We start from the raw sequence: 23,380 nt of genomic DNA on the forward strand, positions 1-23,380 counted from the left end.
GAAGAAACAGGCGGAGAATACCGATGCAGATCATCACCCCGGGGATGCGGCTGGTTCCAGAAGCCGTGCTCGCCAACAACGCCGCGCTTTTCCGCACGATACCGGAAACCCCATCGCATGCGGACACGTCACTGCATCGAGTGGTCATCGTTGGCGGCGGCGCGGGCGGACTGGAACTCGCGACGCGTCTCGGCCGCAAGTTCGGCAAGCGACGGCTTTCCGTCACGCTTGTCGACCGCAACCGCACGCACATCTGGAAACCGCTTCTGCACGAGGTGGCGTCCGGTGCCTTGAGTGCGTCGAACGATGCGGTGGAATACATTGCCCATGCCAGCCGCCACCATTATCGATATCGCATCGGCGAAGTCGTCGGCATTGATCGCTCCAGGCGCCAGGTCTTTGTCGCGCCAAGCTTCGACGAAGATGGCAGGCAGATCATCCCGCCGCGTGTGTTGGGCTACGACACGCTGGTGCTGGCTGTTGGCAGCGTCAGCAACGATTTCGGGACGCCTGGAGCGGCACGCCATGCCATCGCGCTCGATACCGCCGATCAGGCCGCCCGATTCAATAGGCGCATGATAGACGCATGCCTGCGCGCCAATGCGCAATATGAGCAGCTGTCCCCAGACCAGCTTCATTGCGTCATCGTTGGTGCCGGGGCCACCGGCGTCGAGTTGGCTGCCGAACTGCACAAGTCGATGCGGGAGATCGCGTCGCACAATCTCGACAACATTGATTTCGAAAGGCTGATCCGCATCACCATCGTTGAGGCGGGGCCGCGCATCCTGCCGGCCTTGCCCGAGCATCTGGCACGTGCCTCGGCGCATCTGCTGCGCGACCTCGGTGTCCAGATACGCTGCGGGATCAAGGTGACGGAGGTGACGGAGAACGGCGTCAGGCTTGGCGAGAAGCTATTCGTGCCGGCGGAGCTGATCGTCTGGTCCGCAGGGATCAAGGCGCCGGATTTCCTGAAGAAGCTCGATGGTCTCGAGACGGACCACATCAATCGCCTGGTGGTCGATGAGACATTGCGGGCCCGAGGCGACGAAAATGTGTTTGCGATCGGCGACTGCGCAAGCTGTGTTCTGCCCGGCGATGACAACCCATTGCCACCGCGCGCCCAGACTGCCCACCAGCAGGCTGATTACCTCGTCAAGGTGGTAGCAGCGCGTCTTGTGGGACGGGCCGCGCCGGCTTTCCGTTACCGCGACTACGGCGCTCTTGTTTCACTGGCCGACTACGGCTCGTTCGGCAGTCTCATCGGCGGTCTCAAGATCGAAGGCCTGCTTGCCCGGCTGATGTATCACACACTTTACAAGATGCACCTCAAGGCTGTGCATGGGTCTTTGAAGACCACGCTGGATACGATCGCCGGTATCTTTGCGCGGCGCACAAAACCCCGAGTCAAACTGCATTGAATCTGGAAAGTAACACGTCTTGATCCTTGGCGCGGCACTCCCGGATGGGGTGTGACAGTGGCCATGCGCGTTGCCGGATTGTCGGTGGCGATAGTTGAGGCGTGCCGGCCTTCGCCTCGGATACCAGGAATAATGTAACGAATTGAGGGGAGGCTGCGAACAGGATACGAACCTCTCCTGTTTTGATGCACGCGGGGCATCAAAACCATGCGAGAAAAGCATGGCCATGGCCGGCGGGCTCTGATGATAGGCTGCCTGCAACCCATGAAAGCGCAGAAATGGCCATCGACTACGAGGCAATGACATTCGAACAGTCCGTCCAGGCTGCCATCGAGCTCGACGCACCGCTGAACGAGCGGCTCGCCGTGATTGCGACCGCAGTGCGCCGCCTGAACGCGGATTTCGCCGATGCGGTTGACCGCCTCGTGGAGCGCCTGGAGCAGCAGGAGGCCGGAGCCATGGCGCCGGCCCCAGGCGACATCATGCCGGGATTCCTGCTGCCTGACGACGAGGGCAGACTGATCGGCCTGAGCGACATCCTCCTCCAGGGGCCTGCCGTGGTCACCTTTCAGCGCGGGCACTGGTGTCCATATTGCCGGTTGAATGCGATCGGCATCGTCGAAGCTCAGCAGGAGATTGCGACGCTGGGCGGTCAGGTCGTCGCGATCATGCCCGAGCGGCGCAAGTTCGCGAAGGCGATGAAGACCGCCGTAGGCGCCCAATTTCCATTCCTGACAGACATGGACAATGGCTACGCCCTTTCGCTCAACCTTGCGATCTGGATCGGGGGCGAGATGGAGCAGTTGATGGGTGTTGCCTATGACATCCCAAAGTTTCAAGGCAACTCCAGTTGGTTCCTGCCGATCCCTGCGACCTTCGTCGTCGGCAAAAACGGGGTGATCACGGATCGCTTCGTGGATCCGGACTACCGCCGTCGGATGGATATCGACGACTTGATTGGGGCGCTCAGGCGGGCTCGCTGACGCCAAAGGTCGACCAGTCGGTCGATCGCAACAGGTTTAGCAACGTCGTCGCCACCGGCGAACGCTGGCGGCCGGCGACTGCATAGACGGCAACGACTCGCGAAATGTCCAAGTCGCGGAGCTTGAGCCTACGGACGTTTGGCGAGCGTGGCGCTGTCACCGAGACGAAACCAACTCCGGCATTGGCTTCGAGCAGCGCCAGGAGATCGTGGTCGGTCTCGACCTCATGCGCGGATCGCGGCGTCAGCCCATTTGCCGACAGGCAGCGCGACAGCTCCTCGCTCGTTTCCCAATCGATCCTGCTCAGCACTGGCTCCGCGGCAAGCTGGCTCAGCGCGACATCGGCTTCGTTGCGGCGGGCAAGCGGATGATCGGAATTCACGACAAGCTCTATGCCCTCCTGGAAAAGTGGCCAGGTGTCGAGTCGATCCCAAGCCTGCCCCAGCGAACCGGCAACCGCCAGTTCGACCTCCCCATTTTTGAGAGCATCGATGACCGCGGTTGGCGAGCCGCGGTTGATCTTGAGGTGGACTCCGGGATAGGCACGGAAAAGCTCCGTAAACGGCGAAACCAGCAGCGCTATGTTGACGCTGTTGGAAATGGTCACATTGAGCGGCGCCACGTCGCTGCTTTGCACCGCCTTGGCGAGCGATTTGGCGGAAGTGGCGGCATCGTAACATTGCTGCAGCAACGGCAGCATGCGACGCCCAAGCTCGGTCAAATGGGAATGCTGGCGCTCGCGCCGAAGGAGTTCTCCACCCAACTCGTCTTCAAGTGTCTTGATCGCGCGCGTCAGCGCAGGTTGTGTGACGTTGCACTCTTCAGCTGCCCTGGTGAAGTTCAGGGTGCTGGACAGGGCCAGGAAATAACGGACCTGCTGCATCTCCATGAATCTTCGCCCCCTCAGCGAAATCCGATTCGTCAGGCCTAGCAAATTTGAGCCTATGCTAACGCAACAGGAGGCCAAGGCAAAGGCGCGGCCCAATTCCCCGGGGAATGGACCTTCTTCGATCGATAGACGAGGTCATTTTGCCGGACGTCACAATGTTACAAATTTCAGATTAAACAATTGATTTTGTTGGATAAACTCAGAGTTCAATCCTCTCTCGCAGCACCAGATTCCCCCCTGTTTCCTGAATTGGCCTGCTTTGGAACCTCGGCGTGCGTCCGACCAGGTCGTTTTCGCGCACCGGCGGCTTGCCCGACGCCAGGGTCGATGGCTAAAATAAACGATCACAGGGAGAAGGCACCATGGCACTTCACCTTTCGGCGGATGCCCCGGCCTCGGTCGCGGCTGCCCCGCAAAAATACCTCTTTGGCCCGTTCATCGACTTTTTCATGCTTGGCGGGAGTGCGCTTGTCATCCTGCCGGTTCTATATTTTGTGCCGCTCAGATACGAAGCTGCCCTGACGCTGACGATGTTCTTGCTCTCCCATCTTATAAACCAGCCGCACTTCGGTCATTCCTACCAGATCTTCTATCGCAACTTCGCGCGCAAGGTGCGCGGCGAGGGCTACGGCCGCAGTCTGCAGATCCGCTATATCCTCGCGGGGATCGTCGTCCCGTTGGCCATGGCCGCCTTCTTTGCCTATGGCTCGCTGACGGGGAATGCCCGGCTGCTCGGCAATGCGACCAACGCGATGGGCTTTTTCGTCGGCTGGCATTACGTCAAGCAAGGCTACGGCATGCTGATGGTGGATGCCGTGCTGAAGCGCAGGTTCTTCAGCGATCAGGACAAGAAGGTGTTGCTGTTCAACGGCTACGCCGTATGGCTGTTCGCCTGGCTTCAGACAAACGTGGTGATCACCGAGAGGCAGTTCTGGGGTTTGGAATACTACACCTTCGCCGTCCCGCCATGGCTCATCACCATCGCCATGTCGATCGCCGCCGCCTCCTCGGCGGCCACCGCCGTGATGTTCATCAATCGCTGGCGCAGGCATGGTGGGGCGCTGCCGTATAATGGCGTCGTCGCTTACGTCGTGTCCCTTTATGCCTGGATCCTGTTCGTGACGCTGAACCCGCTCTGGCTGCTGGTGGTGCCGGCGCTCCATTCCTTGCAGTATCTGGCGGTGGTCTGGCGCTACCAGACCAACGTCGAGCGCGACCGCGCGGATGCCGTCGAGAGGCCGCGATGGCAAATCCTGTCCATTCTTGGGCCGGTGTACAGGCTGCGGGTGCTGGCCTTCATCGTCGTCGGCGCAATTCTCGGCGCGCTCGGTTTCTGGCTGGTGCCGATAGCACTGGCGGACCTTGTTCCCTACGACAAGGCGGTGTTCGGCTCGTCGCTTTTCCTCTTCATCGCGTGGATATTCATCAACGTGCACCACTACTTCCTCGACAATGTGATGTGGCGGCGCGGCAACCCCGAAGTGTCGAAATATCTGTTCCGCTGAAGTGATTGGCTGAAATTCCGGACAACCGTCGCTGTGGGAGCGTCCCATTCCCGGCGCCGACACGATTCGTTAACCAAGATGCTGTTCATCGACATGACGGGTGCCCGTCTGCGTGATCGAGCCTGCTCGCCAGGTCGAGGGCTCGAAGAGAAAGTTCCTCATCCCGGCGGGGACGTCAAATCGCCCGAAACAAAAACGATGTGCAAGGCATGACCGTGATCGAAAGCGAACAAAACACGCCCGGCGCTTCCCGTTGCTGGACACGGTTGCCGGCCATCGTGGCAGCGTTCCTCTGCATGTGCGTCACCAGCGCGTTCGCCGAGACGCGCACCCTGAAGATCCAGCATCTTCATACCGGCGAAAAGGCCGAGATCGTCTTCAAGCGCAACGGGCGCTACGATCAGGCGGGATTGAAGAAGATCAATGTGATGCTGCGCGACTGGCGCCGCAACGAGCCGACCAGGATGGATCCGCGCCTGCTCGACCTTGTCTGGCAGGCCTACCGGGCCAGCGGCTCGACAGCCTACATCTACATCGTCAGCGCCTATCGTTCGCCAGCGACCAACACCATGCTGCGCGGCCGCTCGAAGGGCGTGGCTCGCGAGAGCCAGCATATGGTTGGCCGCGCGATGGACTTCTTCCTGCCGGACGTGCCGCTGAAGAAGCTGCGCGACATCGGGCTCAAGATGCAGGGCGGTGGCGTCGGCTATTACCCGACCTCCGGTTCGCCTTTCATTCATATGGATGTCGGCAATGTGCGGCATTGGCCGGGCATCAGCCGCCAGGAACTCGCCAGGGTTTTCCCGAACGGCAACACATTGCACGTGCCGAGCGACGGCAAACCGCTGCCTGGCTACCAGCAGGCGTTTGCCGCCTACAAATCGCGCAAGGCCGCCGGCACGCCCAACATCGAACTGGCAAGCGTCGACGGCGGCCAACGCAAGTCGCGTGGCTTGCTGGCGACGCTTTTGGGTCGCGGCGAGGACGAGGCGGAAGATGTCGCGGAAGCGGCGCCGGCGCCGCGCAAGCCGTCCAAATCCGTTGAACCCGGCATCCCTATCGTGCCGCCGCAGGAAGCGAAGCGCGCGGACATCCAGACGGCCACCGCCGATCCGGCGGAAGAACCGCTCGCCGGGCCCGAAGCGACTGTCATGGCCATGGCGCCGGACTCAGTGCCGCTGCCGGCCTTCGCGCCGCGCGCCGAATTGCCGGACGACAAGCCGGCATCAGCCAATGCCGAAATTTCCTTGGGCAAGACGGATCCCGCTCCGGCGAGCCTCGCGCCGGACATGGTGGCGCTCAACATCCCGTTGCCGACATGGCGACCGGAAAGCCGGACGAGCCCGGCGCATCAGCCGGAAGCGGCCAAATCCGGCGATGCTGTCGGTGCCCTGCTGGCCATGCATCATCCTGATGACGGCCCCGACAAGCTGGCCGGGCAGCGGATAGCAGTCGCTCAATCGAAACCCGAAGAGCGCGTCAGGACCAGCCCGAAGGCCGACCGTGTCCAGCCACGTCTCGACCCCGAAGCCACCGCCGACGTCGTGCCGGCCGCATTGTCCGGCCGGTCGCTTGCGACAGGACGCGGCATCGTCGGGGGGAAAGTATCGACGGCGGCGCCGGTCATCGCCGCTAATTTCATCCGCACGGCACCGGAGCAGATCTATCTTGACGGGTTCCAGCCGCGAGGACAGGCGTCCGATCACCGCCGCTTCACCGGCTCCGCGGTGAAGTTCCTGCCCATCGCCAGCTTCAAATAGGTTGGCGACGGCCGCGACGGCCCAGACCCGTCGGGCGAAATCAGCGGCCTCCACAGCGACGCCCGTTGGGCTCTGTAAGAGATTTTCCAAATTTGACAATCATGCATGAAATTGTAAGATAATCGTCTTTCCGTCGGCGCGACCGATTTCCGGGCCTGCTCGGCCTGATGATATCAGGCACCCCGCCGGTCTCGCCCGAGGAGGTCGGCAACGGCTTCAAGTCGAGCCCGCATATGCACCTCGCCGGGCAGGAAGCCTTCACTGCCGCCGATGTCGAGGCCTATGCGCGCAGCACCTGCGGCGAGCCGTTCGAGCCGTTCCTTATCGACACGGTCGCGCGCACCGACGGACGGGCGGCGGCTGATGTTCGAGAAATTCGCGGCCGGCACCGGCCGCAACCAGCGCGAGATCGTCGCCGGCAAGACGCCGCCGATCGCCGTCCTCAACGGCATGGACGAGCCTTTCGTCAACACCGATTTCGTCGCCGCGGTGAAGTTTTCCAATTTGTGGGAAGGCAAGGCCCATCTGCTCGACAGATCAGGCCATGCGCCGTTCTGGGATTCGCCGGATCGTTTTGACCCGATCTTCGCCCGCTTCCTGGCAAGCGTCGACGAAAAGTAGGCCACCGAACAGCCTGCAGCCTCGCCGACCATGGGCGAGATAATGTGAGAGCGCTGCACATGCTTGGCTTCTCGCCAGGCGCGCGCATAGCACATGGCTGATAAATGCCATCCAGGCGCCATGTAGACGCGATATGCCATTCTCGGCATTTGCGCCGATGGCTCGTCTGTGATCCAAGGCCGCGATAAATGCCAGATAATCGTCCTGGCAGTTGGAGCGCTGAATGACCCTATTCACACGCCGCGGGCTTTTGAAAACGGCCGCGCTCGCCGGCATTGGCGGAGTTGGAATCCCGGCCATGGGCAGGCTCGGCGGCTGGGCAGCCGCCGCGCCCGAACCGATGGTGCTGCAGACGGCCAAAATCCAGACGAAGCTGATGGACGGCGGCCTGACCAGGGATGTACTGACCTATGGCAATGCCGGGATGCCGCCGGTGCTCAGGATGAAAAAGGGCGAGCCTTTCGCCGCACGCCTTGTGAACGCCATCGACGATCCGACGACCATCCACTGGCACGGCATTCGCGTGCCGAACAAGATGGACGGCGTTCCGTTCCTGGTCCAGCCCTATGTCTACACCGGCGATCATTTCGACTACGTCTTCACACCGCCCGACGCCGGCACCTTCTGGTACCACCCGCATTGCAACACGCTGGAGCAGATGGGTCACGGCCTGACCGGTGTGATCGTGGTCGAAAACCCCGGCGATCCGAAATTCGACGCCGAGTTCGTCCTCAATCTGCGCGACTGGCGCCTCGGCGACGACGCCCAGTTCATCGACCAGTTTCGGCCGCGTGATGCCGCGAGAACCGGCACCTACGGCACGGTGCGGACCGCGAACTGGCTCGACCAGCCGCAATATGATGCACCGGCGGGCGGGCTGGTGCGGTTGCGCGTCGCCATCACCGACGTTACCCGCATCTACGCCTTCCGCGTCGACGGCGCCGAGGCGACCGTCATGGCGCTGGACGGCAACCCGGTGCCCGAGCGTTTTTCGCCCGATGCCTTGCTGCTTGGACCGGGACAACGCATGGAACTCGCCATCCGCATGCCCGACGACGAGGGCGCGATCGTCAGCCTGCGGGATGTCAGGGGCACCAAGCCCAAGATCCTCGCCAACCTGCGCGCCACCGGCGGCTCGCTCAAGCGGGACGTTCGTGACATTGCTCCGCTCGAGGCCAATCCGGTGAAAGAAGTGGATCTCACCGCTGCCCAGCATATTTCCCTGGCGCTCAGCGCCACCGCCGAAAACGTCCCGAGCGACGGCATCTGCGGTTCGCTCGGCTACAGTTTCTGGGCCATCAACAAGGTGCCGTGGCCGGGTGATACGCCTGATCCGACGGCACCGCTCGCTGAATTGAAGCTGGGCAAGAGCTATGTCATCGACATGGAGAACCTGACGCCGCAATCGCATCCGATGCATCTGCACGGCATGAGTTTCAAGGTGCTGTCGTCCTCGACGCGCCAGGTTCAGCCGTTGATTTCGGACACCTATCTCATCCAGCCGAACGAGAAGGTTCAGCTCGGCTTCGTCGCCGACAATCCCGGCGACTGGCTGCTGCACTGTCACATCATCGAGCACCAGAAGTCGGGCATGACGAGCTATGTCAGGGTGGTGTGAAGCCACATCAGGCGGTTTCGTTGGCAAGGGAGGGCGGTTCCCTGCTATTGCCGCCTCCGGATCACAAACCATGGACGCGCCAGCATGACCAATGTCGCCCTGACCGGGCTTGCCCGCGATCTCGCCAGGCGTGCAGCTGAGGGTCGGCCGGTGCGCATCGGTGTCATCGGCTCGGGCGAAATGGGCACCGACCTGGTCACGCAAGGAATGCTGATGCCTGGCATTTCGGTCTGCGCGGTCTCGACCCGGCGCCCGCACACGGCGCGCGAGGCCATCCGCATAGCCTATGGCGATGAAGCCATGGCGGTTGAAGCAAACACCGCGTCCAAGGTGACCGCCGCGATCGAAGCGGGAAAAATCGCCATCACCTCCAATGAGATGCTGGTGACCAATCCGCTGATTGATGTCGTCATCGACGCCACCGGCAAGCCCGGCGTCGCTGCCGATTTCTGCCTGTCAGCGATGGAGCACGGCAAGCATCTGGTGATGATGAATGTCGAGGCCGACGTCACCATCGGCTGCTATCTCAAGCAGCAGGCCGACAGGCTTGGCGTCATCTATTCGGTCGGCGCCGGCGACGAGCCGTCGAGCTGCATGGAGCTGATCGAGTTCGCCTCCGCGCTGGGCCTGACCATCATCTCGGCCGGCAAGGGCAAGAACAACCCGCTCAACCACGATGCGGTGCCTGACGACTATCGCGATGAAGCGATCCGCCGCAACATGAACCCGCGCATGCTGGTCGAGTTCGTCGATGGCTCCAAGACCATGGTCGAGATGTGCGCCATCGCCAACGCCACCGGTCTGGTCCCGGACGTGCCCGGCATGCACGGCCCGAAAGCCGACCGCGACGACCTCGTCAAGGTGCTCATACCACGCGAGGATGGCGGGCTGCTGTTGAAGAAAGGCGTCGTCGACTACACGATCGGCAAGGGCGTCGCGCCCGGTGTCTTCGTCATCGTCGAAGCGACGCATCCGCGCATCATCGAGCGCATGGACGATCTTCATATCGGCCACGGCCCCTATTACAGCCTGTTCCGACCATACCATTTGACCTCGCTGGAAGTGCCGCTGACCGCCGCCCGCATCGTGCTCTTCGGCAAGCCCGACATGGTGCCGCTGCCACGGCCCGTTGCCGAAGTCTGCGCCGTGGCCAAGCGCGATCTCGCCGCCGGCGAAACCCTCGATGCGATCGGCGAGACCTGCTACCGCTCCTGGACCATGACGGTCGGCGACGCCCGTACCCAGCGCGCCGTGCCGGTCGGCCTGCTCGAGGGCGGCAAGGTGCTGAAGCCGGTCAGGAAAGGCGAGTTGCTGACCGCCGACAACGCCGCGCCCGACCAGACGACGAGACTGTATGCGTTGCGCCGGCTGCAGGATGAGATGCTGTACGGAAAATAGGCCCGTTGTAGCAATGTCATGACAAATGCAGTATATTGTAATGACAATGTCACTGAGGACCGGCCAATGAATCTCCAGATCAGGGATCCGCGAGCGCGCGAGCTGGCACGGCGGCTTGCCGCCAAGCGCAACATCTCCATGACCGAAGCGGTCATCGAAGCACTTGAGTCTGAATTGAAACGGGAAAGTGGACAGGTTTCCCTGGCGGAGCGGCTTGATGCCATCGCCAAGGGCTTAAAGGCCAAGGCCGGCCAGGGCGGTCGGCCTGTAAGCAAGGATGAAATCGACGACATGTGGGGGCATCCCTGATGTTCGTCGACACCTCTGTCGTTGTCGCAATTCTCTCTAGGGAAGGGGATGCCGGCGAATGGAGTAACCGTATCCAGGCGGCAACGCACAAGATGACTTCCGCACTGGTCGTGCTCGAAGCAGCGATGCGGCTTTCCACCATGCTTGCTATCGAACCCGTTGTCGTGGAAGCAGCGATCGAGGCCTTTCTGCGCGAGGCTGAAATCGAAATCGTGCCGATAGAAGCCGGCGACGCCAAGCTCGCCATCCAGGCGTTTTCAGAGTACGGAAAGGGTCGCGGACATCCGGCCCAACTCAATCTTGCTGATTGTCTGTCTTACGCCTGCGCCAAGAGCCGCGGCTCAGTCCTGCTCTATAAGGGCAACGACTTCTCGCACACGGACCTCGGTTAGCGGCGTCCGCTCTACTTCCCCAGCTCGATCGACCGCAGCCGCGCTGCTTCCACCGCCTGCGTGAGCAGATTGGTCAGCCGGTCCTCGCCCATCAGCACGCCAAGCGCTGCCGCCGTGGTGCCGTTGGGGCTGGTCACCTGCTGGCGCAGCACGCCTGGATCCTCCTGGCTCTCTGCGGCGAGCGAGGCGGCGCCATAGACGGTCTGCATGGCGAGCAGCTTGGCGGTCGCCGTCGGCAGGCCGGCCTTCTCGGCGGCGACGGTCAGCGCTTCGATGAAGTGGAAGATGTAGGCCGGTCCCGATCCCGAGACGGCGGTCACCGCATCCATCAGCCCCTCGTCTTCGATGGTGGCCACTTCGCCGCTGGCCGACAACAGGTCGGCGACGAAACGCTTGGTGTCGTCGGAAACCAGGAGATTGGAAAACACCACCATCATGCCCTTGCCGATCGCCGCGGGCGTGTTGGGCATGCAGCGCACGATCGGCGCGCGGTTGCCCAGGATTTCCTCGAAGGTGGCGGAGGGCGTCCCGGCGGCGATGCTGACGAAGGTCGTGCGGCCATCGCCGAAACGCTTGTAGGCGGCGGTGACGTCGCGGATCACCTGCGGCTTCACCGCGATGACGACGAGATCAGGCACGGCATCGGCGGGAACGGCACCGGCATCCGCCGCGGTGCCGCAGCCCAGTGCTGCGGCGCGGTTGCGCAGGTCGGCATTGGGCTCGACGACGAAAACCGTCGATGGGGCAAGCTTGCCGGATTTCAGCCAGCCCGAGAGCATGGCGTAACCCATATTGCCGCAGCCGGCGAGAACAAGCCTGATCGTCATCGAAAGCCCTCCGAAGGAAGGCCCTGACATAGACGCTCGCGGTTCTCTGGGGAAGCCCTGTCAGGCCGGGCGGGAGGCGTTGCGCACCGCGATCGGCCGCAAGGACACTTGCCTCAGGCCAAGCACGCCGAGCACGAAGAACAGCCAGACCGGGTCGCCACGATGGAAGAAGAAGCTTTCGAGGAAAGCGTTGAGCGCCGTGAACAGCACCACCATCATGAAGAAGTCGCCGAGATAGATGTTTTCCTTGCGCAGCGGAATGCGCATGTAGTCGCGCAATGGCGCGATGAGGAAGGTGTAGACCGCCACGCAAAGGGCGGGAACGCCCATCAGCACGGCGATGTCGAGATAGCCGTCATGGCCGTGTACGATGGTTCGGATGTCCCAGGGACGGTCGAAGGGCTGGTCCTGGTTGAGCAGCAACGGTGTGCCCCAGAAGCTTTCATAACCGTAGCCGGTCCATGGCTTCTTCGCCAGCATCGAGCCGGCGAACTCCCACAGCGTTGTGCGCCCGGTGTAGGTGAGATCGGGAAAATAGATCGCCGCCAGATGTTTGACCGGCGGCAGGAAGACGATGCCCAGCGTGCCGACCGCCGTGGCGACGATCGCCAGCGCGAACAGGATCGGCGTCCCGAGCCGCATGCCTATCAGGCTCGGGAACATCACGATCAGGATCGAGAACGGCACCAGGCCGGCGGTGGTCTTGGACCCGGTGTGCAGCATGAAGATCATCGCCGCGCAAAAGATTGCCGCACCCCACCAGCGTTGCCCGCGCCGGTAGAGATAGAGGCCTGCGAAACTGAAGCAGGCCATGATCGGGCCAGCGATGTTCTTGTGGGTGAACACGCCGCGCCACAGGCCCGCATGCTCGGGCTCCTGTGAATCGGCGGTATGCATCGCCTCGTGCGGGAAGACGATCAGGCCGACATAGGAAAGACCCATGACCACGACGGCGGTGAAGATGATGACCTTGGAGATGGCCTCGGCATCGCGCGGCAGCACCAGGATCGTTGCCATGGTCAGGATGCCGATCATGGTGAACGATGCGGCGCGCATGGCCGAAGGCGGGTCCGTCGCCAGCACCACCGAGAGGAAAAAGAAGCCCAGCATCAGCACCCAGGACGGGCTGAGCAGCGAGCGCACGATGCGCGGATCGGCGAAAGCCATCAGCGAGAAGATCGAAATTCCGCCGAGCGCTCCGAAACCGAGCTGGTTGACGATGTCGCCACCGTCACCGGTGAGTTCGGCGCCGGCCGGCTGGAACGGGCGAAACGACACCATGATGACGGTGAACAGAAGCGCCGCGATCGCGGTCGCCACGCCTGCGCGCGTGAACGCGTCGCTGAGCGGAGCGCGCTCAGTTTTTTTCAGGCTGGCGATATTGCTCATTGGCATATCCGAATTCGGCCATCACGCGGCCTAGCGCCACATGGATGGGGTAGATGGCGATCGCCGGCGATCCTGTCCGCGCCAGCCGGACCATGCCGCGGAACGGTGAGGCGGCAAGCAGCGCCAGGCTCTTCGCGAACACCTTGGCGCCGGCCATCGGCGTGCCGGCACGTTTCTTCTTCTCGACCAGCGTCGAGATGACGCCGTTGCGCAGACTGCGCGCACGGATCCAGTCGGCTTCGACACGCCGTGCCGGAACGATCTCCCGCACTTCCGCCTCGGCGCACCACCCAAGCACGAAGCCTCTCTGCGCCGACCGGCTGAGGAAATCGGAATCGCCGCCACCCATGAAATTGAATTTGAGATCGAGGAAGGGCGGCCCCATGGCGGTAAGCACGTCGCGCCCGATCAGGAGATTGCCGGACGAATAGAGCGCCGGCACCCGGCCGGTCTCCCGGTAGGGAGGCGCAAAGACCGGATGTTCGGCCCATCGCGCGTGGGAAGGATCGGCAAAGACAGGCACTTGCGGGCCGCCGACGATATCGGCGCCGAGCGTTTCGGCAGCTCGACACATCCGCTCCAGCCATTGCGGATCGGCGATCTCGTCATCATCGATGACCAGCAGATGCCTGAAATTGGGGAAATGCAGGATCGCCGTCTGCCATCCCGCATTGTAGGCGCTGCAATTGCCGCGCTCATGCGCAATGATGACCATGCCCGGTATCTCGCCGCGCTCGAACAGCGGCAGCACTGCCTTGGCGCCTTCACGCGCCTTGGCCTCGTTTTCCATCACGATGATGGCAAAGCGCCTGCCGGTCCGCTGCGCCTGCAGCGATGCCAGCGTTTCCAGCACCTGTTCGGGCCGTTTGAAGGTCGGCAAGGTGACGACCGCTTCAACGGCCTCGACATCAAGCCGGGGAGACCGTCCTGCGATCGATACAGAACCGTCCGATGGCAAAGGGATCATCCGTGTCCAGCCGCCTCGTGAGTTGGGTTCTGGTAGCACCACGATGATAAGGTTTCGTTAATCACCTTGCACGGAGAGGTCTGCCAGACACGGGCTTTCGGCCGCTGATCGTGCTGGCTTAATCAAGGGTTCACCGCGCTTTGCTACCGGCTACACCACAGGATAGGTGAGATGCATCTGCTGTTCGCCACATCGATCGTGCCCGATGGCGCTCTCGCCTCCGGCTACGAGATCGCCAATGCTGCGATCATCGCCGCCTTGCGGCGCGTTGGCGCGCGCGTCACGGTCATTGGCTTCACCTGGCCGGGGAGGGCCGCGGGCGATCCGGAAAACACAGTCGTGCTGGGTTCCGTCGACGTGCGCACCGAAAATGCCTCCGCGCCGCAAAAGCTGGCCTGGTTCGGCAAGGCGATGCTTTCGGGTCTTACCTTCGCGTCGATCAAGTTGCGCGCGGTGTCCGACAGCGATGTTCTCGCCGCCATCGAACGCGCCGGCCCCTTCGACGGCTATGTACTGAACTCCGTGCAGTTCGCCGGCGCTTTCGAAAAGCTCTTCGAAGACCGGCCTTCGATCTTCGTCGCCCACAATGTCGAGCATCTTTCGGCACGGGAAAATGCCGCTGCCGCCACCGGCATCTTCCAGCGCCTGTTGTTCCGCCGCGAGGCAAGGCTGCTCAAGGTCGTGGAAGAGCGTCTCTGCCGTCATGCGCGCTTCGTCTTCACGCTGGCCGAGGAAGATCGTGCAGCCCTTGGTGTTGGCTCCGACGACCGCTCTGCGGTGCTGCCGCTGGTAACCGGCGCCAAGGCCCGGAAAGGCCCGCGCCGCATCGAGTGTGACGCGGCGCTGATCGGCACCTGGACCTGGCAGCCGAACCGCATCGGCCTCGACTGGTTCCTGGACAAGGTGGTGCCGCATCTGCGGCCCGATTTCCGCATAAGGATCGCCGGCAGCATGCCGTCAGGCGTCACCTCGGCGCATCCGGGTGTCGAATTTGTCGGCCGCGTACCCGATGCCCAGGCCTTCGTGCGCGCCGCCGCCGTCATCCCGCTGATCAGCACCGCCGGCAGCGGCGTGCAGCTGAAGACCATCGAGACCTTCGAGCTCGGCCTGCCTTCGGTCGCCACCAGCCGCTCGCTGCGCGGTATCGATTATCGTCCCGCCAATTGTGTCGTCACCGATGATCCAGACGGCTTCGCCAGGGCGCTGGAAGCTGCCGCAGCCGACATCCGCGACGTCGACGGCAGCGCGTTCCATCGCGAGCAGATCAGGGCGCTTGATGCCGCCATCCGGCTCGGCCTCGAAAAAATCGGAGTGGTCAGGCAGGAGGCGTTTGCATGAACATGCACACCGCCCGCGCCGCGTCCGGGCTCGACAAATTGAAGACGATCCTCGGAATCTCGGTGCTCGCCATCCGCTGGGATGATGCGATCGCCCTGCTGAGCCGACTGATCTCCGAGCAGCGTTTCACCAAGGTCAGTTTTCTCAATGCCCACAATGCCAACATCGCCTATACCGACCCTGTCTTTGCGGAGGCGCTCGACGATTTCCTCATCCTGCCGGATGGCATCGGCGTCGATCTCGCCGCAAAGCTGCTCTACGGCGCGCCGTTTCCTGACAATCTCAACGGCACCGATTTCATACCGGCCTTCCTGCAGGCATCGACGAGGCCGCTGACCGTCGGGCTGCTAGGTGCCACGCGTGTCAACGCCGAGGCGGCGTCGGTCAAGCTGGCGGCCCTTGCCACGCAGCACCGCTTCGTAGTCATTCACGACGGCTATTTCTCCGCCGCGCAGGAACCGGAGATCATCGGCCGGATCGCAAGGCTGCGGCCTGATATGCTGCTGGTTGCCATGGGGGTGCCGCGCCAGGAATTGTGGATCGAACGCCACATCGACGAACGCCATTGCACGCTGCCGATCGCGGTCGGCGCGCTGCTCGATTTCCTGAGCGGCTCGGTGCCGCGAGCACCAATGTGGATGCGCCGCCTGAGGCTGGAATGGCTGTTCCGGCTGGCGGTCGAACCGGGCCGGCTCTGGCGCCGCTACGTGGTCGGCAATCCCTTGTTCCTGTGGCGGGTCGTCAAGCAGAGATGGTCGGGCGGCCGGACTGTCGCGGACGCGCCCGGAGAGCTCCGTTGAACAAGCGGTTCGTCCCAGACCCCCTTGCCGGCTCGGGCTTGCTGCCGAAGACGCCGACGGCGGCCGTGGTTACGGCAAGCTACGCGCCGGATTTCGAGCGTTGCCGCCTGTTGTGCGAAACGCTTGACCGGCATGTCTCGGGTGCCGCGCACCACTACATCCTGGTCGAACATCGCGACGTTGCGCTTTTCCGCCAGTTGCAGACCAGCCGGCGCACGGTCGTCGATGAGCGGGACCTGCTGCCGCGTTGGCTGCGCGCTTTCGACGATCCGCTCAGCCTGTTTCGCCGGCGCGTCTGGCTCAGCCTGAAAACGCAGCCGCTGCGCGGCTGGCATGTGCAGCAGTTGCGCCGCATCGCGATATCGGCGCACGCCAGGGAAGACGTGCTGGTGTTCTGCGATTCCGACGTTGCGTTCCTCAGGCCTTTCGACTGCACCGCTTTCTGGCGCGATGGCAAGGCGCGGCTGTTCCGCCGCGACGGCGTGCTTGCCGATGACGTGCTTGCCGATGACGGGCATGACGAGCACCGCATCTGGTCGCGCAATGCCGGCTCGGCGCTCGGCATCGACCCGTCCCGACCATCGGCCCACGACTATATCTCGACGCTGATCGCCTGGCGCCGCGACACCGTGCTGGCCATGTGCGGCCGGATCGAGAAGGTCCATGGCCGCGACTGGGTCGAGGTCATCGGCTCGGCTCGGCAATTCTCCGAATGCATGATCTATGGCCGCTACGTCGACGATCTGCTTGACGGCGCCGGCCACTTTCACGGTTCGCAAGAGTTCTGCCGCGTCCACTGGACGGGCGAGGCGCTGTCGGACGACGAGTTCCGCCGCTTCGTTGCCGGCATGGCGCCGGAGCAGGTGGCGATCGGCATGCAGTCCTTCATCGGCACCGACATCGGCCGCATCCGCCGCCTGATCGCTGGCTGAGGCATGATGCGGAAGAATAGGAACCGGATGCCCTATACCGGCTTTGCCGGCCTACGCAGCGCGGAATAGGTCAGCAGCATCGACGCGAGATAGAGCAGCAGGAAGACGATGTTGAGCGACAGCACCAGCTTCGGCGTGTCGGCGATGGTGGTCAGCACATAGGTCAGCAGCAGCGCCTTCAGAGCGGCGAGCAGGCCGAGATTGAGCGCCCGCACCAGCGTCTGGCCGCGCGCGAACAGAAGCTCGGCCTGGTATTCGACCAGATTGCGCAGTCCCGGAACGCAGATCGCCAGCGCCACCAGCGGGGCCGCTTCGGAGACGTTCCTGCCGAGCGCGTTGGGGAAGAAGTGCAGCACGATGCCGAGCGTCAGCAGCGCAAGCGTCGAGACCGCGAACACACCGCCCTCGATGCCGCTCTTGACCGCCAGCCGTGACAACAGTTCGGGCGCACGCATCATGCGCTGCACCAGCATCATCGAGAAGGTGCGGATCGGGATCGCGGTCAGGTCGACCAGCCGCATGATGATGGCATAGATACCGGCCAGATGCGGCCCGCCGATCGCCAGCACCAGAAGCTTGTCGAACTCCATCTGCAGGTAGAACAGCACCTCGGCGCCGGCCACGTAGACGGAATCGGCGAGCCGCCTGAGATAAAGCTCGATGCGCAGTCGCAGCCGCTGGCGCGGATAGAACCAGCCGAAAGCCAGAAGCAGCGAGGCGGCATTGGCGCCGATATAGAACCACGACCATACCCAGACGCTGTGCTGCGCTGAGATCATGAAAAGCACCGCGCCAAGCGCGCGCAGCGCCGTGGTCAGGATCGCCAGCAGGGCGGCGCGGCCGAACTTGCCCAGCCCGTTGTTGACGATCAGCGCCACTTCGACCGGCCGCCACAGCAGCGTTTCGGCGAACACGATCGCCGAAAACACCGGCAGCGGCACGGTGTTGGCGAAGAAGATCAGATAGACGCCGAACGAGGCTGCCGCCAGCAGCGGCAGCGAGACGATGCCGAGCAGCAGGAAGCCGGCGGTGAAGGTGCCGATCAGGTTGGGCCGGATGGTGGCGGTGCGGTAGAGCGCCGAAATGAAACCGAAGGCCAGGAGCCGCGACAGCATCACCCCGGCGGCGGACGCTGTCGCGAACATGCCGAATTCGGAGATGGACAGCGTGTTGGCAAGCGCGATGAAATAGGCCAGCGAAAACACCAGCCGACCGCCGGCGCCGCTGATGGCCGAAAAATAGTCGCGGACCAGCCCCCGTCGTTCGGCCACGAAAGTGCCGATCCGGGCGAGGGGCCGCCTTTGCGGTATGTCGCTGGCCTCAGTCATGCGTCAAGGAAATGCATAGGTGGGAAAGCTTAACGTGCCGTTCTGAGGCTTTTGGTGCGTTGGGAAAATTGTGCCGCCGGGCCGAGAAACGGCATGCCGGGCGGGCAAAAATTAACGTTTTGTTTTCCATGCCTGTTTAGCGTGGCTTAACGAATGGCCAAGCGCCGTTCCGCAAGCCGCCAAGGGTAAAGCTCCGGACAATGGCTGACAGGGAAAACCGCGAGGACTGGAAGCGTGAGCGTTCGCTGCTGGCGCTCGGCCGGGCCGTGCGCGGTGAGGACGATCCCGACCCATCCCTGGTCTCGATCGGGGACCGGGCCGATCCGTCATGGCGCGGGGATGCCGCCACGCGCCATCGTCTTGCCCGTTCACGGCGTCAGGCCCGTACGGATCCAACCTCGTCTGCTGACGTCGGAACCGGGCGGCTCCGGCCGGACGAGCAGCCGGAAGCGGCAGCACGGGAAGACGCTTGGCGCGAGCAGGACTATGGCGCCGGCGATCCGCCGCCACGCATGCCGCGCGCGAGGATGGCTCCCGAGCAGGTTTCCGCCAGCGCCCGCTCTCATGACAGGTCCGGATCCCGCCAGGTTGGCGACGCCGATGCATCCTTTGGCGCTCGCGGCGACGATCAGCAATGGAAGCCGCTGATCGATCCGATGCAGGTGGTGCGCGGCGTCGCCAGGTCGAAGCTGCTGATCATCACCACGACGATACTGGGTGCCGGGCTCGGCATCGCCATCGCCCTGTCGACGCCAAAGAAATATGAAGCCACCGCCGAACTCATCGTCGATCCGCGCGACCTCAAGCTCACCGACCGGGATCTCACCCAGAATGTGGTCGCCTCCGACGCCACGCTCGCCATCGTCGAAAACCAGGTCCGGGTGCTGACTTCGGGCACGGTGCTGAACAAGGTCGTCGACAAGCTCAACCTGGTGAACGATCCGGAGTTCAATGGCGAAGGGTCCGGCGGCCTCGGCATCAGGTCGCTCGTCCATTCGATCCTGTCGCGCGAGGATGGCCCGGGCAGTGTCGACGAGGTCCGTCGCCGTGCGCTCGCCGTCGGCAATCTGGCCGAAAGCCTTTCGGTCGAGCGCGGCGGCAAGACCTTCGTCATCACCGTCAGCGCGACCACGCAAAATGGCGAGAAATCCGCCCTCATCGCCAACACGATGACGGACGTCTTTCTCCAGACCTTCGGTCAGATCCAGTCCGATACGGCCGGTCGCGCGACGGACGAACTGACGGCAAGGCTCGATGAACTGCGCAAGGGCGTCGAGGCGGCCGAGCGCAAGGTCGAGGATTTCAGGGCCTCGCACGATCTTGTCGACGCGCAGGGCCATCTGATCAGCGACGACGAAATGCTGAAGCTCAACGAACAGCTCTCGGTCGCCCGCGCCCGCACGCTGGAGCTCAATGCAAGGGCGGCTTCGGCGCGCTCGGTCGACGTCAATTCGGTGCTCTCCGGCACCTTGCCGGAAGAGATCAATTCCAACACGATGAGCGACCTGCGCTCGCAATATGCAACGCTCAAGCAGGAAGCCGACCGCGCCGCCATCCGGCTCGGGCCGCGCCATCCCGAACTCCAGGCCCTCGACGCACAGATCGCCGGCGCCCGCGACCGCATCGCCGGCGAATTGCGCCGCATCGCGTCCTCGCTGCAGGTCGACCTGAAACGCGCCGTCCAACTCGAACAGGATCTCTCTTCTCGCCTTGCCCAGCTCAAAGTCCGCAGCGGCGACGTCAACAATGACCTGGTGTCGATGCGCGAACTGGAGCGTGAAGCCACCGCCAAGCGCTCCGTCTACGAACAGTTCCTGCTGCGCGCCAAGGAGACCGGCGAGCAGAAGGACATCAACACCGCCAACATGAACGTCATCTCCAAGGCCTTTGCGCCGCTCGAGGCGAAAGGCCCGTCGCGGGCCGTGACCGCGCTCGCCGGCTTGCTGCTGGGCTTTGCCTCAGGCATTGGTCTCGGCGCCATGCGTGGCGCCTATGAAAGCTTGCGCGAGACCGCGACATCGCGCTCGCGCCGTGATCGCAAGGCGCCTCTCGAAGACCAGGCGTTCCGCGCACCCCCTCCGCCTGCGCCGCCAATGCCGGCAATGCCCATGCCTCCGGCACCGCCTCCTCCGCCTGCCTCGCCGCCGCCCGCGCCTATCGCACGGACCGAAGCCGTGGCCGAAGAACGTCCCGGGCGGATCGGCGCGCTGATGGCGAAGCTGCGCAACGCCATGTCCAGCAAGCCGTCCGCCGAGGCGGACGACGACAACTCCAGCGAGTTCGCCGCCTTTGGCGAAGATGCGTGGCCGGCGGATGCCGCCATGCCTTCTCGCTATCCGAAACCGAATCCCGCCTTCATGCCGCCGCCGGGCGCGACGGCCTACCCGCGGCCACCTTTCCAGCCAGGCTTCAACGCCGCCTATGCAGGGCCGATGGGTCCGCCGTCGCGGTCGCCCGTGATGCCGCCGCAGGCGAACTATCCGGCGACCCCCTTGCCGTCCTATCCCCCGGTGCAGCCGGCGAGCCACCCGCAGATGCAGCCGTGGCAGCCGCCGGCGGGCTCTCCCTACGCCCAGGCCATGGCGCCCTATGCCGGGCCGTATCCGCAACCGCAGCCGCAGGCCTATCCGGCCCAGCCATCGGCGGAGCCTCGTTCGCAGGTCGAGGAAAGCGCCGAACAGGCGCCGATCGAGGAAATTCGCGCCAGCCTGCGCGAATTCCGCGAAGCGGTCCGCGAACTCACCGAGAGTCGCGCCCGCCGCCGCTACTTCTGAGCCATACGAAAGTCGCTGGTGCCGAACAAAACCGTGCCGGTTTCGAGTAAACGGCATGAGACGGCGCTTTGACGGGATTGCGTGCTTGAATTTTCGTGAGAATGCCGCGCTTGTGCAAGTCGCCAAGGCATGCCTTTGGAACTTGATCCAGGATTTGAGCGAAACGGTGTTGAGGGTAATAGTCCATGGCCGAAGTGATTGACGGAAAGACCGTCGCCGAAGACGTGGTGCGGACAGTCAAGGCGCTGACCGCCGAGCTGGTCGCCAAGGGCAAGGCCAAGCCAGGCCTTGCCGTCGTCATCGTCGGCGAGGATCCGGCCAGCCAGGTCTATGTCGCCTCCAAATCCCGCACCGCCAAGGAATGCGGCTTTCATTCGCTCCAGCACACGCTGCCGGCGGACACCTCCCAGGACGCGCTGCTGAAGATCATCGGCGAGCTCAACGCCGATCCGGCGATCAACGGCATCCTGGTGCAGCTTCCGCTGCCTGGCCATATCGACGCCGGCAAGGTCATCCAGGCCATCGCGCCGGAGAAGGACGTCGATGGTTTCCATTTCATCAATGTCGGCAAGCTCGGCACCGGTGAGCTCGACACCGCCTTCGTTCCCTGCACGCCCGCCGGGTCGATGCTCCTGATCGAGCGCGTGCGCGGCAAGGACCTGTCGGGCCTCAACGCGGTTGTCGTCGGCCGTTCCAACATCGTCGGCAAGCCGATGGCCAATCTCCTGCTTGCCGCCAACTGCACCGTCACCATCGCCCATAGCCGCACCAAGGACTTGCCGGCGCTTGCCCGCACAGCGGACATTCTTGTCGCCGCCGTCGGCCGGCCCGAAATGATCAGGGGTGATTGGGTGAAACCCGGCGCCACCGTCATCGATGTCGGCATCAACCGAATTCCCGCGCCCGAGAAGGGCGAGGGCAAGTCCCGCCTCGTCGGCGATGTCGCCTATGCCGAGGCGGCCAAGGAAGCAGGCGCCATCACCCCGGTACCCGGCGGTGTCGGGCCGATGACCATTGCCATGCTGATGGCCAATACGTTAGCTTCGGCCTACCTTGCGGCCGGACTGAAACGGCCCTCCTTCTGAGCCCGGGTTGTCCCTGAAAGCCACAGCTTTGCCTAACCCCTCTGTTTCCCAGGAACGGCCGGTCACGAATGATCCCGTTCAAGGCGGCCGGCAGTTCGCCTTCCTGCTGGTCGACAAGTTTTCCATGTTCTCGCTGGCCGCCGCGATCGACACGTTCCGGTCGGCGAACCGTCTGCTTGGCCGCGATTTCTACGGCTGGACCACGGTATCGGCTGATGGCGATCCGGTGATGGCTTCCAACGGTCTGCCGCTCAAGATCGACTACAGCGTCGCCGACCTGCCGCCGGTCGACATCCTCTTCGTCTCGGTCGGCCTGACGACGGAATTTCCCGGCAAGAGCAAGGTTCTGGCTGCCCTGCGCAGCTGGGGCCGGCGCGGCAACGCGCTTGGCGCGCTCTCGGTCGGATCCTATTTGCTGGCCGAGGCCGGCCAGCTCGACGGCTATCGTTGCACCATCCATTGGGAAAACCGCGCCGGCTTCGTCGAGCGTTTTCCCGACATCAACTGCACCGGCAACGTCTTCGAGATCGACCGCAAGCGCTACACCTGCGCCGGCGGCACCACCTCGATCGACCTGATGCTGGAGATCGTGCGCGGCGATTTCGGCTCGAACCTCGCCAATGGCGTCGCCAACCAGTTCCAGCACGAGCGCATCCGCTCGGCCGGCGACCGCCAGCGCGTCGGGCCGGAGCGGGATCTGACCGGCAAGTCGGAGAAGCTCAGGCGCATCGTCGAGCTGATGGCCGACCATCTCGACGAGCCGCTCTCGGCGGTACAGCTCGCCAAGTCGGCCGGCCTGTCGGTGCGCCAGGTGGAACGCCTGTTCCTGCGCCATCTCAACGTCACGCCCGGGCGCTACTACATGCGGTTGCGGCTGGAACGGGCGCGCGAATTGCTGCGCCAGACCAACATGCCGATCCTCGACGTGGCGATCGCCACCGGCTTCACCTCGCATTCCTATTTTGCCCAGAGCTACCGGCTGCAGTTCGGCCGTCCGCCTTCGGAAGAGCGCCGGACGACTTACTGAGCTGCTCCACGCTACAGCGT

At 63.6% G+C, this 23,380-nt stretch carries 19 protein-coding genes and 1 pseudogene; 15 read left to right on the plus strand and 5 right to left on the minus strand.

Features of this window, described 5'->3' with window-relative positions; genetic code table 11:
- Positions 1-23: 23 nt before the first annotated feature.
- Complete coding sequence (locus tag AC0NIH_RS12755) at positions 24-1,418, plus strand: NAD(P)/FAD-dependent oxidoreductase (RefSeq protein ID WP_473461419.1); 1,395 nt, start codon at positions 24-26, stop codon at positions 1,416-1,418.
- Between the two features lie 278 nt (positions 1,419-1,696).
- Positions 1,697-2,401 carry a peroxiredoxin-like family protein gene (locus AC0NIH_RS12760; protein WP_287388620.1) on the plus strand — a complete coding sequence of 235 codons (705 nt, stop codon included), beginning with the start codon at positions 1,697-1,699 and terminating at the stop codon, positions 2,399-2,401.
- On the opposite strand, the gene AC0NIH_RS12765 is transcribed toward AC0NIH_RS12760, so the two are convergent.
- The gene (locus AC0NIH_RS12765) at positions 2,385-3,386 is read right to left on the minus strand and encodes a LysR family transcriptional regulator (RefSeq protein ID WP_287388617.1); all 1,002 of its coding nucleotides are present in this window, start codon (positions 3,384-3,386) and stop codon (positions 2,385-2,387) included. The two genes, AC0NIH_RS12760 and AC0NIH_RS12765, sit on opposite strands and share 17 nt — an antisense overlap.
- 266 nt (positions 3,387-3,652) lie before the next feature.
- Between AC0NIH_RS12765 and AC0NIH_RS12770 the strand changes: the two genes are divergently transcribed.
- The 7 genes and pseudogenes from AC0NIH_RS12770 to AC0NIH_RS12800 all read left to right on the plus strand — a co-directional run bounded on the left by AC0NIH_RS12770 (position 3,653) and on the right by AC0NIH_RS12800 (position 10,893).
- Positions 3,653-4,795 (plus strand): hypothetical protein, encoded by a 1,143-nt coding sequence (locus AC0NIH_RS12770; protein WP_473461422.1) that lies wholly within the window; start codon positions 3,653-3,655, stop codon positions 4,793-4,795.
- Between the two features lie 209 nt (positions 4,796-5,004).
- Positions 5,005-6,555, plus strand: a complete 1,551-nt coding sequence (locus tag AC0NIH_RS12775) for a peptidoglycan L,D-endopeptidase MepK (protein WP_473461425.1) — start codon at positions 5,005-5,007, stop codon at positions 6,553-6,555.
- Between the two features lie 140 nt (positions 6,556-6,695).
- A pseudogene (locus AC0NIH_RS12780) lies at positions 6,696-7,176 on the plus strand (alpha/beta fold hydrolase); the annotation flags it as partial.
- 223 nt (positions 7,177-7,399) lie between these two features.
- Entirely contained in the window at positions 7,400-8,794 is a 1,395-nt protein-coding gene (locus AC0NIH_RS12785; protein ID WP_287275369.1) for a multicopper oxidase family protein, read from the plus strand.
- Positions 8,795-8,878: 84 nt separating this feature from the next.
- Positions 8,879-10,192: an NAD(P)H-dependent oxidoreductase gene (locus AC0NIH_RS12790; protein ID WP_473461427.1), complete on the plus strand. Its 1,314-nt coding sequence runs from the start codon at positions 8,879-8,881 to the stop codon at positions 10,190-10,192.
- A gap of 66 nt (positions 10,193-10,258) precedes the next feature.
- A complete protein-coding gene (locus AC0NIH_RS12795; RefSeq protein WP_023766736.1) occupies positions 10,259-10,501 on the plus strand; it encodes a type II toxin-antitoxin system VapB family antitoxin in 243 nt (80 codons plus the stop codon).
- Positions 10,501-10,893: a type II toxin-antitoxin system VapC family toxin gene (locus AC0NIH_RS12800; RefSeq protein ID WP_023766737.1), complete on the plus strand. Its 393-nt coding sequence runs from the start codon at positions 10,501-10,503 to the stop codon at positions 10,891-10,893. Before AC0NIH_RS12795 ends, AC0NIH_RS12800 begins: the two co-directional genes overlap by 1 nt.
- 11 nt (positions 10,894-10,904) lie before the next feature.
- Here AC0NIH_RS12800 and proC read toward each other — a convergent pair whose 3' ends face one another.
- Genes proC through AC0NIH_RS12815 form a run of 3 tightly spaced genes read right to left on the minus strand, consistent with a single transcriptional unit; the run spans position 10,905 to position 14,076 of the window.
- Positions 10,905-11,720 carry a pyrroline-5-carboxylate reductase gene (proC, locus tag AC0NIH_RS12805; RefSeq protein WP_287275364.1) on the minus strand — a complete coding sequence of 272 codons (816 nt, stop codon included), beginning with the start codon at positions 11,718-11,720 and terminating at the stop codon, positions 10,905-10,907.
- A 60-nt stretch (positions 11,721-11,780) separates the two neighbouring features.
- On the minus strand, positions 11,781-13,109 hold the full coding sequence (locus AC0NIH_RS12810) for an O-antigen ligase family protein (RefSeq protein ID WP_473461430.1): 1,329 nt from the start codon (positions 13,107-13,109) through the stop codon (positions 11,781-11,783).
- Complete coding sequence (locus AC0NIH_RS12815) at positions 13,078-14,076, minus strand: glycosyltransferase family 2 protein (RefSeq protein ID WP_473461432.1); 999 nt, start codon at positions 14,074-14,076, stop codon at positions 13,078-13,080. The genes AC0NIH_RS12810 and AC0NIH_RS12815 overlap by 32 nt, the downstream gene beginning before the upstream one ends.
- Positions 14,077-14,247: 171 nt before the next feature.
- Here AC0NIH_RS12815 and AC0NIH_RS12820 point away from each other — a divergent pair, with 171 nt between their 5' ends.
- The 3 genes from AC0NIH_RS12820 to AC0NIH_RS12830 are packed head-to-tail and all read left to right on the plus strand — an operon-like array spanning position 14,248 to position 17,146.
- A complete protein-coding gene (locus AC0NIH_RS12820) occupies positions 14,248-15,414 on the plus strand; it encodes a glycosyltransferase (RefSeq protein WP_473461435.1) in 1,167 nt (388 codons plus the stop codon).
- Positions 15,411-16,214, plus strand: a complete 804-nt coding sequence (locus tag AC0NIH_RS12825) for a WecB/TagA/CpsF family glycosyltransferase (protein WP_224690319.1) — start codon at positions 15,411-15,413, stop codon at positions 16,212-16,214. The genes AC0NIH_RS12820 and AC0NIH_RS12825 overlap by 4 nt, the downstream gene beginning before the upstream one ends.
- On the plus strand, positions 16,211-17,146 hold the full coding sequence (locus tag AC0NIH_RS12830; protein WP_473461438.1) for a DUF6492 family protein: 936 nt from the start codon (positions 16,211-16,213) through the stop codon (positions 17,144-17,146). The genes AC0NIH_RS12825 and AC0NIH_RS12830 overlap by 4 nt, the downstream gene beginning before the upstream one ends.
- A 32-nt stretch (positions 17,147-17,178) precedes the next feature.
- On the opposite strand, the gene AC0NIH_RS12835 is transcribed toward AC0NIH_RS12830, so the two are convergent.
- Entirely contained in the window at positions 17,179-18,474 is a 1,296-nt protein-coding gene (locus AC0NIH_RS12835; RefSeq protein WP_473461440.1) for a lipopolysaccharide biosynthesis protein, read from the minus strand.
- 200 nt (positions 18,475-18,674) lie between these two features.
- On the opposite strand from AC0NIH_RS12835, the gene AC0NIH_RS12840 reads away from it, so the two are divergent.
- From AC0NIH_RS12840 to AC0NIH_RS12850, 3 genes are all read left to right on the plus strand, one after another.
- Positions 18,675-21,248 (plus strand): GumC family protein, encoded by a 2,574-nt coding sequence (locus AC0NIH_RS12840; RefSeq protein ID WP_473461442.1) that lies wholly within the window; start codon positions 18,675-18,677, stop codon positions 21,246-21,248.
- Positions 21,249-21,433: 185 nt separating this feature from the next.
- Positions 21,434-22,333 (plus strand): bifunctional methylenetetrahydrofolate dehydrogenase/methenyltetrahydrofolate cyclohydrolase FolD, encoded by a 900-nt coding sequence (gene folD, locus AC0NIH_RS12845; RefSeq protein ID WP_473461445.1) that lies wholly within the window; start codon positions 21,434-21,436, stop codon positions 22,331-22,333.
- 28 nt (positions 22,334-22,361) lie between these two features.
- Entirely contained in the window at positions 22,362-23,360 is a 999-nt protein-coding gene (locus tag AC0NIH_RS12850; protein ID WP_032923168.1) for a GlxA family transcriptional regulator, read from the plus strand.
- The last annotated feature ends 20 nt before the right edge of the window (positions 23,361-23,380 follow it).

The sequence above is a fragment of the Mesorhizobium sp. WSM1386 genome (assembly GCF_055901595.1).

Excerpts from the sequence above, each read along its gene's own strand:
- AC0NIH_RS12755 (WP_473461419.1), top strand. The coding sequence starts at position 24 with ATGCAGATCATCACCCCGGGGATGCGGCTGGTTCCAGAAGCCGTGCTC.
- AC0NIH_RS12760 (WP_287388620.1), top strand. The coding sequence starts at position 1,697 with ATGGCCATCGACTACGAGGCAATGACATTCGAACAGTCCGTCCAGGCT.
- AC0NIH_RS12770 (WP_473461422.1), top strand. The coding sequence starts at position 3,653 with ATGGCACTTCACCTTTCGGCGGATGCCCCGGCCTCGGTCGCGGCTGCC.
- AC0NIH_RS12775 (WP_473461425.1), top strand. The coding sequence starts at position 5,005 with ATGACCGTGATCGAAAGCGAACAAAACACGCCCGGCGCTTCCCGTTGC.
- AC0NIH_RS12785 (WP_287275369.1), top strand. The coding sequence starts at position 7,400 with ATGACCCTATTCACACGCCGCGGGCTTTTGAAAACGGCCGCGCTCGCC.
- AC0NIH_RS12790 (WP_473461427.1), top strand. The coding sequence starts at position 8,879 with ATGACCAATGTCGCCCTGACCGGGCTTGCCCGCGATCTCGCCAGGCGT.
- AC0NIH_RS12795 (WP_023766736.1), top strand. The coding sequence starts at position 10,259 with ATGAATCTCCAGATCAGGGATCCGCGAGCGCGCGAGCTGGCACGGCGG.
- AC0NIH_RS12800 (WP_023766737.1), top strand. The coding sequence starts at position 10,501 with ATGTTCGTCGACACCTCTGTCGTTGTCGCAATTCTCTCTAGGGAAGGG.
- proC (WP_287275364.1), bottom strand. The coding sequence starts at position 11,720 with ATGACGATCAGGCTTGTTCTCGCCGGCTGCGGCAATATGGGTTACGCC.
- AC0NIH_RS12810 (WP_473461430.1), bottom strand. The coding sequence starts at position 13,109 with ATGAGCAATATCGCCAGCCTGAAAAAAACTGAGCGCGCTCCGCTCAGC.
- AC0NIH_RS12815 (WP_473461432.1), bottom strand. The coding sequence starts at position 14,076 with ATGATCCCTTTGCCATCGGACGGTTCTGTATCGATCGCAGGACGGTCT.
- AC0NIH_RS12820 (WP_473461435.1), top strand. The coding sequence starts at position 14,248 with ATGCATCTGCTGTTCGCCACATCGATCGTGCCCGATGGCGCTCTCGCC.
- AC0NIH_RS12825 (WP_224690319.1), top strand. The coding sequence starts at position 15,411 with ATGAACATGCACACCGCCCGCGCCGCGTCCGGGCTCGACAAATTGAAG.
- AC0NIH_RS12835 (WP_473461440.1), bottom strand. The coding sequence starts at position 18,474 with ATGACTGAGGCCAGCGACATACCGCAAAGGCGGCCCCTCGCCCGGATC.
- AC0NIH_RS12840 (WP_473461442.1), top strand. The coding sequence starts at position 18,675 with ATGGCTGACAGGGAAAACCGCGAGGACTGGAAGCGTGAGCGTTCGCTG.
- folD (WP_473461445.1), top strand. The coding sequence starts at position 21,434 with ATGGCCGAAGTGATTGACGGAAAGACCGTCGCCGAAGACGTGGTGCGG.